Here is a 13,237-nt window from a genome sequence, read left to right as displayed (position 1 = left end):
GGTCAGATCATGCGCTAAATCAAAGGCTATGTGTTTCCGGTAACGAGGAGAAGGGCGTTGATTACATAGCCGGTCAGAGTCCGCAGTATCGTTGAAATAACATCAAGATTTAGGCCGACTTGCCTGCCAATCACCGGCAGCAGGATCAACAGGCCGATCAGGATCAGCATGCCGTAGGGCTCCAGCCGGGCGAGCGGGATCGCCAGCGGCCTTGGCAGCAGCCCGACCGCGACCCGGCCGCCGTCCAGCGGCGGGATCGGCATCATGTTGAAGATCGCGAGCACGATGTTGATCAGGAAGGCGTTTTTCAGGTTGTCCGCGGTCCATTTTGCGGCATCGGCCGGCACCAATGGCAGCGCGTGGAATGCCAGCGCCGCGGCGATCGCCAGGATGATGTTGGTCGCCGGGCCGGCCAGCGCCACCCACACCATGTCGAGCTTGGGATGATTGAGCTTGCGGAAGTTCACCGGCACCGGCTTGGCATAGCCGAACAGGAACGGCGAATGGGCGAACAACAGCACCGCAGGCAGGATCAGCGTGCCGAACGGATCGATGTGCTTCAGCGGGTTGAAGCTGACGCGGCCGAGCTGCCAGGCGGTGTCGTCGCCGAGCCGGTGTGCGACGAAGCCGTGCGCGGCTTCGTGAAACGTGATCGCAATGACCACCGGCAATACCCAGACGGAGATGTCATAGAGGGAGATGTTCAATGGCATGCCGCCTTGGGTTCGCTCGGACCGGACCTCAGGCTAGCACGGATTTGCTGCAGGCCCTGCCGGCGAGTGTTGCCGCAGGTCAGCGCAGATCGGGGGCGACCGCATGCGCCAGTTGCGGCTGGGTGGTCGCGATCCAGATGCCGGCGAAGACGGTGACGATGCCGGCCACAAGATTCCAGCTCAGCGGCTCGCCGAGCAGCGCTGCGCCGACCAGCGATGCCGCGATCGGATTGACGGTGACCGAGATCGCCACCCGGGTCGGCGTCGTCCGCTCCAGCGCGAGGGCCCACAGATAGAAGGTGAGCGCGGCGCCGAAAGCGGCGAGATAGATCGCGCCGAACCATTGCGGCGCGCCGAAATCGGCAACCGGCGCAAAACTGCCGCGCAGCAGCGACGCTGTCATGAGGACAACAGCCCCGGCCGCCATCGCGAGCGTGGTGAAGGGGATCGGGCCGGAGCGGCGGATATAGGGTTTTGACCAGATGCTGTAGAGCGCCATGCACAGCGCGGCGGCGATCATCAAGAGGTCGCCGCGCCAGGCGCCAGGCGGGGCCGCGGCGAGGCCGGAGAGCAGCGCCATCGAGACGCCGAGGATGGTGATCAGGACGCCTGCGGTCTTGCGCGCGGTGAGCGCTTCGGCGCCCAGCACCGCGCCGACCAGCATGGTCAGCAGCGGCAGCGTCGACAGCGCGAGCGCGCCGCGCGCGGCGGTGGTGAAGATCAGCGAGGCGTTGAACAGGACCGGAAACGCCGCAAAGAACAGCAGGCCGAGGCCGGCAACGCCGAGCCAGTCGTGCGGCGTCGGCCAGCTCCGGCGTTGCAGCAGTGCCAACGGCAGCAGCAGCAGGACGCCGATGCCGAAGCGGAACGCGCCGGTCGCCAGCGGGTCGATGGCACCAACCAGAAACCGCGTCGCCCCGATCGAAGTGCCGCCCAGTGCGCTCGATGCCACCGCCGCCAACACGCCCCAGATCTCGCCCATTCCGTTCCAATCCTCGGTTTTGCTTTTGCTTGCGCAATCTAGGGACGGGGACATAATCAGGGAATGGAATAGATTTGATCGACCAAATCACAGATCGTTATGAGCATGCCCATCCTGGACCCGGATCTTCTGCAGGCCTTTGTCGCGGTGGCGGAGCATCGCTCCTTCACGCGCGCGGCTTCGGCGCTGAACCGGACCCAATCCGCCGTCAGCATGCAGGTGAAGCGGCTGGAGGAGCGGCTGCAGGCCGAACTGTTTCACCGCAGCACGTCAAGCGTCGATCTGAGTGCGGCCGGCGAGGGATTGCTCGGCTATGCCCGCCGCATCCTGAGCCTCAACGCGGAGGCGGTCGGCCGGGTGCGTGCGCATGGCACGGATGGACGGGTTCGCCTTGGCGTCATGGACGACTACGGGACGATGATCGTCCCGCCGCTGCTCAAGGACTTCATCGCCAGCTATCCGCTGATCCATGTCGAGATGGAGACGGGGCTGACGTCGACGATGACCGATCGGCTCGGCGAGGCCTATGACCTCGTGATCGCGATGCACCCCGAGGGACGCGGCGAGGGCGAGTTGCTGCGCACCGAGCAGGCGGTGTGGGCCGCGAGCGCCGCGCATCGCGTCGAGGAGCTCGATCCGCTGCCGGTCGCGCTCTATCCGCAGGGCTGCCTGTTCCGGAGCTGGGCGATGCAGGCGCTGGACCAGGCGAACCGGCCGTGGCGGCTCGCCTTTGTCAGCCACAGCCTGTCCGCGGTCGAGGCGATCGCGGCGCAGGGCCTCGCGGTGACCGTGGTCAAGTCGGGGACGTTTCCGCCGACGCTGCGTCGGCTGACCGCGCGCGATGGCATGCCGCGGCTGCCGCGGGCCGAGATCCGGCTGCATCGCGCGCAAAACCTGTCGCACGCGGCGTCACTCCTGGCCGATCATCTCGTCGCGGCGCTGCTGCAGCCGGCGAGGCGAGCGGCGATCTAATAGGTCGCGCGGCCGCCGGAGACGTCGAACACCGCGCCGGTGGAGAAGGCGCAATCCTCCGACGCCAGCCACGCCACCATCGAGGCGAGCTCCTCGACCTGCACGAAGCGGGCCTTCGGGATCTTCGACAGCATGAAGTCGATGTGCGCTTGCGTCATCTGGTCGAAGATCGCGGTCTTCGCCGCGGCCGGCGTCACCGCATTGACCAGGATGTCGTGCTGCGCGAGCTCCTTGCCGAGCGATTTGGTCAGCGCGATCAGGCCCGCCTTCGATGACGAATAATGCGCGGCGTTCGGATTGCCTTCCTTGCCGGCGATCGAGGCGATGTTGACGATGCGGCCGTATTTCTGGCCGATCATGGTCGGCACGATCGCCTTGCAGCAGATGAAGGGACCCTCGAGATTGATGCGCATCACCCTGCGCCAGTCGTCGAGATCGGTTTCCCATACCGGCTTGTTGGCTCCGGTGATACCGGCGTTGTTGACGAGAATGTCGATCTTGCCGAACGCCCGCAGCGTTTGATCGCGCGCGGCGTCGACCGCGCCGGGATCGGTGACGTCGGTCTTGATCGCGATCACGTTCTCGCCGATCGCCCGCGCGGTCTTCTCGGCCAGCGGCTGGTCGAAATCCCAGATCGCGACCTTGGCGCCCGATGCGACAAAGCGCTCGGTGATGGCGCGGCCAAATCCCTGCGCGCCGCCGGTGACGACGGCACAGCGGCCGTTGAGATCGATCTTGTTCATTGCCCTGTCCTTTGACGTTTTCCTCAGATGCTCCACATGCGTTGGCGGAGAAATCGTGCCTTGCCTCTCACCCGGACTGCACCGGACGAAGCTTCGCATCGCCGAGAGCAATCCGACCTCTCCCCGCCAAGAGCGGCGAGAGGTTAGAGCTAAAGCGTCCAGCCGCCGTCGATGACGTGCGCAACGCCTGTGGTGAACGAGCTTTCGTCGCTGGCGAGATAGACGGCGAGCGCGGCGATTTCCTCGGCGGTGCCGAGCCGGCCCATCGGCTGGCGCGCAACGAACATCTCGCGTCCCTGCGGGCCGGCAGCCGCCGCACGCTCGAGCATCGAAGGCGTCTCGATGGTGCCGGGGCAGATGCAGTTGCAGCGGATGCCCTTGGTGATGAAATCGGCCGCGACCGAGCGCGTCAGTGCCGCGACCGCGGCCTTGGTGGCGCTATAGACGTAGCGGTTCGGCGCCGCCTTCACCGCGCCGGCGGCGGAGGCGATGTTGACGATGGCGCCGCCGCCCTGCGCCAGCATGCCGGGCAGGAAAGCGCGCGTGGTGCGGTGCATCGACTTGACGTTGAGGTCGAAGGAGAAGTCCCAGTCGTCGTCCGAGCACTCCAGCGCAGTGCCGTGATGCACGAAGCCCGCGGCATTGAGCAGGATGTCGGTCTTGCCGCCGCGTTTTGCCATTGCCTCGACGGCTGCGGTGTCGCGCACGTCGAGCTTCGCAACCTCGGCGACGCCCTCCTGCTTGAGCAGCGCAAGCTTGCCTTCGTCGATATCGGTCGCGAACACGGTCGCGCCCTCGCGGGCAAAGGCCAGCGCGCAGGCGCGGCCGATGCCGACGGCCGCTGCGGTTACGAATGCGCGTTTACCCTTCAGGCGGTCTGACATGCGTTTCTTCCTTCTTTGGCGATTGCAGTGTCATGCGCGGGCTTGACCCGCGCATCCATCTTTCGACCAGCGATGGATTGCCGGGTCGAGCCCGGCAATGACGGTTTGCGTCCTAGTGATTATCGCGCGCCACGCCGACCTTGCCGGCGATGTCGTGGTAGCGCGTCGCGAGCTCGAGGCAGGCGCCGGTCGCGTGCTGGCCGACGGTCTTGCGGTAGAGCTCCTGCCACGGCGTCTGGTTCGCCGGATGCGGGAAGCCGCCCTTGGCCTTCAGTTCGGCGCGGCGGGTGCGCAGCTCATCCTCCGAGATCATGATGTTGGCGCTGCCCTTGTTGAGGTCGATGCGCACCTTGTCGCCGGTCCTCAGGATGGCGAGCCCGCCATCGGCGGCGGCCTCCGGCGAGGCGTTGAGGATCGAGGGCGAGCCCGAGGTGCCGGACTGCCTTCCGTCGCCGATGCAGGGCAGGGACAGGATGCCGCGTTTGATCAGCGCCGCGGGCGGCTGCATGTTCACCACCTCGGCGCCACCGGGATAGCCGATCGGGCCGGTGCCGCGGACGAACAGGATGCAATGCTCGTCGATGTCGAGCGCGGGATCCTCGATGCGGTTGTGATAATCCTCCGGCCCCTCGAACACGATGGCGCGGCCCTCGAAGGCATTGAGGTCCTTCGAATTGGACAGGTACCGGTCGCGGAATTCCTTCGAGATCACGCTGGTCTTCATGATCGCGGAATCAAAGAGATTGCCGCGCAGCACGATGAAGCCGGCGTCCTTCACCAGCGGCTTGTCGTAGCTCCAGATCACGTCGCCGTCGGGCGCAGGTGCTTCCTTGCAATTCTCGCCCATGGTGCGGCCGTTGACGGTGAGGGCGCCTTCGTGGATGCGCTTGTGCTTGATCAGCTCGCGCACCACCGAGGGCACGCCGCCGGCGCGGTGATATTCCTCGCCGAGATAGAAGCCGGCCGGCTGCATGTTCACCAGCAGCGGCACGTCATGGCCGTATTTCTGCCAGTCGTCGATCGACAGCTCGACGCCGACATGGCGCGCCAGCGCATTGATATGGATCGGTGCATTGGTCGAGCCTCCGATCGCGGAGTTGACCACAATGCAGTTCTCGAACGCCTCGCGCGTCAGGAAGTCCGACGGCTTGAGGTCTTCCCAGACCATGTCGACGATCCGCTTGCCGGTCTCGTAGGCGATCTGGCCGCGCTCGCGATACGGCGCCGGGATCGCCGCGCAGCCCGGCAGCGAGAAGCCGAGCGCTTCCGCGAGCGAATTCATGGTGGAGGCGGTGCCCATCGTGTTGCAATGGCCGACCGAGGGGGCCGAGGAGGCCACGATCTCGATGAATTGCTCATAATCGATCTCGCCGGCGGCGAGCCGCTCGCGCGCCTTCCACACCACGGTGCCGGAGCCGGTGCGCTGGCCTTCGTGCCAGCCGTTCAGCATCGGGCCGCCCGATAGCACGATCGCCGGCAGGTTGACGGTGGCCGCCGCCATCATGCAGGCCGGCGTGGTCTTGTCGCAGCCGGTGGTCAGCACCACGCCGTCGAGCGGATAGCCGAACAGCACCTCGACCAGGCCGAGATAGGCGAGGTTGCGGTCGAGCGCCGCGGTCGGGCGCTTGCCGGTCTCCTGGATCGGATGGGTGGGAAACTCCATCGCGATGCCGCCGGCGGCGCGGATGCCCTCGCGGACGCGGTGTGCGAGCTCAAGGTGATGCCGATTGCAGGGCGACAGGTCGTTGCCGGTCTGCGCGATGCCGATGATCGGCTTGCCCGACTGCAATTCCTCGCGCGTCAGGCCGTAATTGAGATAGCGCTCGAGATAGAGCGCGGTCATCCCCGGATTGTGCGGGTTGTCGAACCATTCCTGGGAGCGGAGCCTGCGGCCCTTGCCCTTGCTGGTCGCGCCTGCGGCGTCGTGCCCGTTGGTGGGGGATTTTGTCATTGGTTTCTCCCGCAATGCAAACTCTGGTGGGCCCATTCAAGGGCTCTGGTTCAACGTCGTTGCTACCTTGCGCAAATCGTCGTGCATTACAAACCCGACCGATCACGCACAGGTGTTTCGTGTGATGGATTGGACCTTAGTTGAAGGGTCTTGGTTGCGCTATCATTTTATCATTTTTCGCGTCCTTTGTGACCGGCAGGTACCGGGCGAAGTCAATTGCGTCGCGCCGAGCTTTGCCGTTCCATGACACTGAAGCCGAGATCGACGACGGGTTCGGCGGGCCGGCGCCCTTCCAGCGTCTCGATCACCATCACGGCAGCGTTTCTGCCCATTTCGTAACGATTGGTGCGCACGCTGCTCAGTGTCGGCTCGCTCGACGCCATGAATTCGAGGTCGTTGAAGCCGACGATCGCCATTTGCTCCGGCACCGCCATGTGCCGGCGCTTGCATTCGAACAGCGCGCCGAGCGCAAGGTCGTCATTGACGCAGAACACGGCGTCGATGTCGGGCGCCTTGGCGAGCAGGTCGGCAAACAGCGTGCCGCCGAGCGTGACCGAGGTCGGGATCGCCGTTGTCACAATAAGCTGTGGATCGAACAGCGCGGCTTCCGTCATCGCGAAGCGATAGCCGTCGAGCCGCCGTTGCACCCGCGGGTCCATCCGCGCGCCGAGGAATCCGATCCGCCGGTAGCCCTGCGCGAGCAGGTGGCCGATGGCCGCTTTTGCGGCGTCAAAATGCGAGAATCCGATCATCATGTCGATCGGGGAGGGACCGACCTCCATGATCTGGACGATCGGACAATCGACCGTCTCCATGATGCGGCGGGAATCGGCGGTCTGGTTGATGCCGGTAATGATCAGCCCGGCGGGCTTCTGTGCCAGAAACAGACGCAGCAGGCGCTCTTCCTGCAGGATGCTGTAGCGGGTGTTGGCGAGCTGAATGCTGTAGCGACTGCCGTCGAGCGCGTCATAGATGCCGCGCAGCACGTCGGAGAACACGTTGTTGGTCAGCGACGGGATCAGGACACCGATCACCTCGGTGCGCTGCGACGCAAGCGCGCGTGCCGCGAGATTGGGCACGTAACCGAGTTCTTTTGCCGCACTGTCGACCCGCGCGCGCTTGCCGGCCGAAAGTGCTTCCGGATTCCTGAAGAACCGTGAGGCCGTGATCGGACTGACACCGGCGAGCTTCGCGACTTCGGCGAGCCGGATCTTGCCTGGCGTGATGCGCTTTCGGGCCATTTGCCGCTCATATCACGACGTTCGTCGCAGACAAACTGATATTGACAGCGCTACCAAGCGATTGCTAATCGAACGATTGCCAAAACCGGATAAACTGCGGACAATAACGCCAGTCCAACAGCGCCGCGCACCCAGCGCGGCCGGAACAAAACAGAGCGGTGGCGGCACTCGTCGTACGTCGTCGGGAACTTGAGGGAGGGAAGTGGATGTCGTCGGTCCAGATTCGCGACGTGCGGAAATCGTTCGGCAATTTTGAGGTTCTGCACGGCGTGTCGATCCCGATCGAGGACGGCGAGTTCGTCGTTCTGGTCGGCCCCTCCGGCTGCGGCAAGTCGACCCTGCTGCGCATGCTGGCGGGGCTCGAGAACATCACCTCCGGCACGATCTCGATCGGCGACCGCGTCGTCAACAATGTCCAGCCCAAAGAGCGCGACATTGCGATGGTGTTCCAGAACTACGCGCTGTACCCGCACATGACCGTCGCCGACAACATGGGGTTCTCGCTCAAGCTGCGCGGCGCCAAGCCCGAGGAGATCTCGACCGGCGTCAAGCGCGCCGCGGAAATCCTTGCGCTGACGCCGCTGCTGGAGCGCTATCCCCGCCAGCTCTCGGGCGGCCAGCGCCAGCGCGTCGCGATGGGCCGCGCCATCGTGCGCGATCCCCAGGTGTTCCTGTTCGACGAACCGCTGTCGAACCTCGATGCCAAGCTGCGTGTTGCGATGCGCACCGAGATCAAGGAGCTGCACCAGCGGCTGAAGACCACGACCGTCTACGTCACCCACGACCAGATCGAGGCCATGACCATGGCCGACAAGATCGTCGTGATGCATGACGGCATCGTCGAGCAGATGGGTTCGCCGCTCGAGCTCTACGACACGCCGGCGAACCAGTTCGTGGCCGGTTTCATCGGCTCGCCGGCGATGAATTTCCTCAAGGGCAATGTGAAGGTGAACGGCGCCGCCTATTTCGAGGGACCGAACGGCGTCAAACTGCCCCTGAAATCGGCGCCGGCCAATTCCGACGGCAAGCCCGCGGTCTACGGCGTGCGGCCCGAGCACTTCACGATCGCCGATGACGGCGCCGAAGCCGAGATCGTGGTGGTCGAGCCGACCGGCTCGGAGACCCAGGTGTTCGCCAAGCTCGGCGGCGAGCAGGTCGTCGCCGTGTTCCGCGAGCGCCATCTGTTCAACCCGGGCGACAAGGTTCGGCTCAAGCCGGATCCGTCGCTGGTTCATCTGTTCGACGATTCGACGGGGAAACGACTGAACAGCTGACGGAGCGATCGATCTGAATGGCCGACCAACAGGCCAGATCAAAAACAACAAAAACACAATCATAGGGAGAAGGACGATGCACGATTTTACTCGCCGCTCGCTACTTCAGGGCGGCACGGCGCTGGCTGCAACCGGCATGCTCACCGGGCCGGCGCTGTTTGACTTCGCCAAGGCCTGGGCGCAGAGCGCGCCCTGGAAGGCGGAGCCCGGCGCCAAGCTCACCGTGATGCGCTGGAAGCGCTTCGTGCCCGCGGAAGACGATGCATTCAACGCCATGGTCGCGGCCTTCAAGTCGGCAACCGGCACCGAGATGAACGTGTTCAGCGAGTCCTTCGAGGACGTGCAGCCGAAGGCCTCGGTCGCCGCCAACACCGGCTCGGGTCTCGACCTCGCCTGGGGCCTGCACACGCTGCCGCAGCTGTTCCCGACCAAGGTTCTCAAGATGAACGACGTTGCCGACTATCTCGGCAACAAGTATGGCGGCTGGACCGAAGCCGCGGCCAAGACCTGCAAGCAGGGCAATGACTGGCTCGGCATTCCCGTCGCGACCGTCGGCGGCTATTTGACCTATCGCAAGTCGGCGGTCGAGAAGGCCGGCTTCAAACAGGTGCCGTCCGATTTCCCGGCCTATCTCGAACTGTGCAAGGCGCTGAAGAAGAACAACACGCCGGCCGGCTTCGCGCTCGGCCACGCCACCGGCGACGCCAATGCCTGGGTGCACAACATCCTCTGGGGCCACAACGCCTGGACCGTCGACAAGGACGACAAGGTCATCATCAACTCGCCGGAGACGATGAAGGCGCTGGAATATGCCAAGGCGCTGTCGGAGACCTTCATTCCGGGTGTCGCATCCTGGAACGACTCCTCCAACAACAAGGCCTTCCTGTCCGGCGAGCTGTTCCTGACCTCGAACGGCATCTCGATCTACGTCGCGGCCAAGGACGATCCGAGCAAAAAGGAGCTCGCCGAGGACATCGACCATGCGCTGTGGCCGGTCGGCCCGATCGGCAAGCCGACCGAGCTGCAGCTCGCGGTTCCGATCCTCGCCTTCAACTTCTGCAAATATCCGAATGCAGCGAAGGCGTTCATCGCCTTCATGCTGGAGAAGGAGAATTTCGAGAAGTGGCTGTCGGGCGCGCGGGGCTATCTCACCCACACGCTCAATGCCTACGACTCGGCTCCGGTATGGACCGCCGATCCGAAGAACGCGGTGTTCGGCCAGGCCTCGAAGCGCGCGCTGCCGGCCTCCGGCATCGGCACGCCCGGCGAGAAGGCCGCGACCGCGATCGCCGACTTCATCGTGGTCGACATGTTCGCGAACTACTGCACCGGGGCCAAGGACGGCAAGGCCGCGATGGCGGAGGCCGAACGGCAGCTGAAGCGTATCTATCGCTGATGTGATGGCCGCGGGCGGCGGAGAGCCGCCGCCTGCGTCATCATTGGAATGCCATCATTGGAATATTGCGTAGTCATGCTCAATCCGTTGAGCAATCGGGACATCGCCTATGGCTGACATCGCCCTTGCGCCGCGACGTGCGAAGACCGAAATCCGCGAAGCGACCGCCTGGGATCAGCTCCGCCACAACAAGAACTGGCTCGGCTTCTGGTTCATGCTGCCGGCGATGGCGTTCCTGATCTTCTTCCTGGCCTATCCGCTGGGGCTCGGCATCTGGCTGTCCTTCACCGACACCCGCATCGGCCGCGTCGGTCATTTCATCGGCACCGAGAATTATGAATGGTTGTGGGACGACGCCATCTTCTGGCTGTCGGTCTTCAACACGCTGCTCTACACCTTCATCGCGAGCGCCGTGAAGTTCGCGGTCGGGCTCTATCTGGCGCTGCTGCTCAACGAGCGCATGCCGTTCAAGGCGCTGTTGCGCGCCGCGGTGCTGATCCCCTTCATCGTGCCGACCGTGCTGTCGGCGCTGGCGTTCTGGTGGATCTTCGATTCCCAGTTCTCGATCATCTCCTGGTCGCTGAAGCATCTCGGCCTGATCACCCAGAACATCAATTTCCTCGGCGACACCACCTGGGCCCGGATCTGCGTGATCTTCGCCAATATCTGGCGCGGCGTGCCGTTCGTCGCGATCACGCTGCTGGCGGGTCTGCAGACCGTGCAGCCTTCGCTGTATGAGGCGGCGACGTTGGATGGCGCCTCGCGCTGGCAGATGTTCCGCTACATCACCTATCCCTTGCTGACGCCGATCATCGCCGTCGTGATGACGTTCTCGGTGCTGTTCACCTTCACCGACTTCCAGCTGATCTGGGCGATGACCCGCGGCGGCCCGGTCAACGCCACTCATTTGATGGCGACGCTGTCGTATCAGCGCGCGATCATCGCGGGGCAGCTGGGCGAGGGCGCCGCGATCTCGAGCGCGATGATCCCGTTCCTGCTCGCCGCGATCATGGTGTCATGGTTCGGCCTGCAACGCAGGAAGTGGCAGCAGGGAGAGAGCAATGACTGATCTTCCTGCCTCCAAAGTGGACCTCAAGAGCATCCTGTCGACGGCGTCGCGCGTCGACAACAGCGAGGGCATGAGCTACCTGCAGTCGGTGCCGCGGCGGATCGTGACGCTCTATATCCCGCTGTCGATCATCGTCATCATCCTGCTGTTCCCGTTCTATTGGATGGGGCTGACGGCGATCAAGCCGGACGAGCAACTGCTCGACCTCGACAAGTACAATCCGTTCTGGACCTGGAATCCGACCTTCAAGCACATCCACAAGCTGCTGTTCGAGAGCTACTATCCGCACTGGCTCTGGAACACGATGTATGTGGCGGTGGGCGCCACCGTGCTGTCGATCATCGCGAGCGTGCTTGCGGCCTATGCGATCGTGCGGCTGCGCTACAAGGGCGCCAATGTGGTCGGCGGCCTGATCTTCCTGGCCTATCTGGTGCCGCCGTCGATCCTGTTCATTCCGCTTGCGACCGTCGTGTTTCAGTACGGCCTGTTCGACTCACCCTTGGCTCTGATCCTGACCTATCCGACCATCCTGATCCCGTTCTCGACCTGGCTGTTGATGGGATATTTCAAGACCATCCCGTTCGAGCTCGAGGAATGCGCGCTGATCGACGGCGCCAGCCGCTGGCAGATCCTGATCAAGATCGTGCTGCCGCTCGCCGTCCCCGGCCTGATCTCGGCCTTCATCTTCTGCTTCACGCTGTGCTGGAACGAGTTCATCTACGCGCTGACGTTCCTGCAATCGACCCCGAACAAGACCGTGCCGGTCGCCATCGTCAACGAATTCGTTGACGGTGACATCTATCGCTGGGGGTCCCTGATGGCAGGGGCGCTATGCGGCTCGCTGCCGCTGGTTATTCTTTACGCGTTCTTCGTAGAGCATTATGTCTCGGCGATGACGGGTGCCGTGAAGGAATGAGCGCGCAAGGCCCGCAGCTGAATTCGAACAAGACAAGAAAAGGAGCAGGGTCGTGCACATTCTGATTCTGGGCGCCGCCGGCATGGTTGGCCGCAAGCTGACCGAGCGTCTCCTGCGCGAGGGCCGCCTCGGCAGGCAGGAGATCACCCGGATGACGCTGCAGGACGTGGTCGCGCCGGCCAAGCCCGCGAATGCCTCGATCCCGGTCAATGTGGTCGCATCCGATTTCGCCGATGCCGGCGCCGCGGCGCCGCTGATCGCCGAACGTCCCGAGGTGATCTTCCATCTCGCCGCGATCGTGTCGGGCGAGGCCGAGGCGGAGTTCGACAAGGGCTACCGGATCAACCTTGACGGCACCCGCTATCTGATCGACGCCATCCGTGCCGTTGGCGGCGGCTACAAGCCGCGGCTGGTGTTCACGTCCTCGATCGCGGTGTTTGGCGCGCCGTTCCCCGAAAAGATCGGCGACGAGTTCTTCCATACGCCGCTGACCAGCTACGGTACCCAGAAGTCGATATGCGAACTCCTGATCAACGATTACACCCGCAAGGGCCTGCTCGACGGGATCTCGATCCGCCTGCCGACAATTTGCGTGCGTCCGGGCAAGCCGAACAAGGCGGCGTCCGGCTTCTTCTCCAATATCATCCGTGAACCGCTGGCGGGCGAGGAGGCCGTGCTGCCGGTTTCCGAGGACGTCCGGCACTGGCACGCCTCGCCGAAATCGGCGGTCGGCTTTCTGGTTCACGCCGGCACGATGGATCTCAATGCGATGGGGCCGCGGCGCAATCTCAGCATGCCCGGGATGTCCGTCACCGTTGGCGAGCAGATCGCTGCGCTGGAGCGCGTCGCCGGCAAAAACGTCACCGCGCGGATCAAGCGGGTGCCCGATCCGACCATCATCAGCATCGTTTCGGGCTGGCCGCGCGATTTCGCCACCGACCGCGCGCTGAAGCTCGGCTTCACCACGGCCGAGAAGACGTTCGACGACATCATCCGGATCCATATCGAGGACGAGCTCGGCGGCAAGTTCGCGGCCTGAGCGGCGTCCGGGCTCAAGCATGATCCGGAAAAGTGCGAAGCGGTTTTTCCTCGCGAC

The 13,237-nt window shown here is 64.2% G+C and carries 12 protein-coding genes; 6 read left to right on the top strand and 6 right to left on the bottom strand.

Features of this window, described 5'->3' with window-relative positions; translation table 11 throughout:
- Window positions 1-26: 26 nt before the first annotated feature.
- Together E2I15_RS09835 and E2I15_RS09830 are read right to left on the bottom strand one after the other, a co-directional pair.
- Window positions 27-707 (bottom strand): site-2 protease family protein, encoded by a 681-nt coding sequence (locus E2I15_RS09835; protein ID WP_137479635.1) that lies wholly within the window; start codon window positions 705-707, stop codon window positions 27-29.
- Between the two features lie 85 nt (window positions 708-792).
- Window positions 793-1,695 carry a DMT family transporter gene (locus E2I15_RS09830; RefSeq protein WP_137479636.1) on the bottom strand — a complete coding sequence of 301 codons (903 nt, stop codon included), beginning with the start codon at window positions 1,693-1,695 and terminating at the stop codon, window positions 793-795.
- Window positions 1,696-1,794: 99 nt separating this feature from the next.
- Here E2I15_RS09830 and E2I15_RS09825 point away from each other — a divergent pair, with 99 nt between their 5' ends.
- Window positions 1,795-2,667, top strand: a complete 873-nt coding sequence (locus tag E2I15_RS09825; RefSeq protein ID WP_137479637.1) for a LysR substrate-binding domain-containing protein — start codon at window positions 1,795-1,797, stop codon at window positions 2,665-2,667.
- On the opposite strand, the gene E2I15_RS09820 is transcribed toward E2I15_RS09825, so the two are convergent.
- From E2I15_RS09820 to gntR, 4 genes are all read right to left on the bottom strand, one after another.
- Window positions 2,664-3,410 carry an SDR family NAD(P)-dependent oxidoreductase gene (locus E2I15_RS09820; RefSeq protein ID WP_137479638.1) on the bottom strand — a complete coding sequence of 249 codons (747 nt, stop codon included), beginning with the start codon at window positions 3,408-3,410 and terminating at the stop codon, window positions 2,664-2,666. The two genes, E2I15_RS09825 and E2I15_RS09820, sit on opposite strands and share 4 nt — an antisense overlap.
- Window positions 3,411-3,559: 149 nt before the next feature.
- Window positions 3,560-4,294, bottom strand: coding sequence for an SDR family oxidoreductase (locus E2I15_RS09815; protein ID WP_137479639.1), 735 nt, complete (start codon window positions 4,292-4,294; stop codon window positions 3,560-3,562).
- A 112-nt stretch (window positions 4,295-4,406) separates the two neighbouring features.
- Entirely contained in the window at window positions 4,407-6,245 is a 1,839-nt protein-coding gene (locus E2I15_RS09810; protein WP_137479640.1) for an IlvD/Edd family dehydratase, read from the bottom strand.
- A 212-nt stretch (window positions 6,246-6,457) separates the two neighbouring features.
- On the bottom strand, window positions 6,458-7,486 hold the full coding sequence (gene gntR / locus E2I15_RS09805) for an HTH-type transcriptional regulator GntR (RefSeq protein ID WP_137479641.1): 1,029 nt from the start codon (window positions 7,484-7,486) through the stop codon (window positions 6,458-6,460).
- A gap of 206 nt (window positions 7,487-7,692) precedes the next feature.
- Between gntR and E2I15_RS09800 the strand changes: the two genes are divergently transcribed.
- From E2I15_RS09800 to denD, 5 genes are all read left to right on the top strand, one after another.
- Window positions 7,693-8,760, top strand: a complete 1,068-nt coding sequence (locus tag E2I15_RS09800) for an ABC transporter ATP-binding protein (protein ID WP_018271132.1) — start codon at window positions 7,693-7,695, stop codon at window positions 8,758-8,760.
- A 76-nt stretch (window positions 8,761-8,836) separates the two neighbouring features.
- Window positions 8,837-10,156, top strand: a complete 1,320-nt coding sequence (locus E2I15_RS09795) for an ABC transporter substrate-binding protein (protein WP_069277769.1) — start codon at window positions 8,837-8,839, stop codon at window positions 10,154-10,156.
- Window positions 10,157-10,265: 109 nt separating this feature from the next.
- Window positions 10,266-11,225, top strand: a complete 960-nt coding sequence (locus E2I15_RS09790) for a carbohydrate ABC transporter permease (protein ID WP_018271134.1) — start codon at window positions 10,266-10,268, stop codon at window positions 11,223-11,225.
- On the top strand, window positions 11,218-12,141 hold the full coding sequence (locus E2I15_RS09785; RefSeq protein ID WP_137479642.1) for a carbohydrate ABC transporter permease: 924 nt from the start codon (window positions 11,218-11,220) through the stop codon (window positions 12,139-12,141). Before E2I15_RS09790 ends, E2I15_RS09785 begins: the two co-directional genes overlap by 8 nt.
- 52 nt (window positions 12,142-12,193) lie before the next feature.
- On the top strand, window positions 12,194-13,180 hold the full coding sequence (gene denD, locus E2I15_RS09780; RefSeq protein WP_026192645.1) for a D-erythronate dehydrogenase: 987 nt from the start codon (window positions 12,194-12,196) through the stop codon (window positions 13,178-13,180).
- Window positions 13,181-13,237 lie beyond the last annotated feature (57 nt).

Source organism: Bradyrhizobium sp. BR2003 (genome assembly GCF_009720285.1).
Classification (GTDB): Bacteria; Pseudomonadota; Alphaproteobacteria; order Rhizobiales; family Xanthobacteraceae; genus Bradyrhizobium; species Bradyrhizobium elkanii.
Note: the sequence above shows the minus strand (reverse complement) of the source record. Positions and strands in the feature narration are given on the sequence as shown.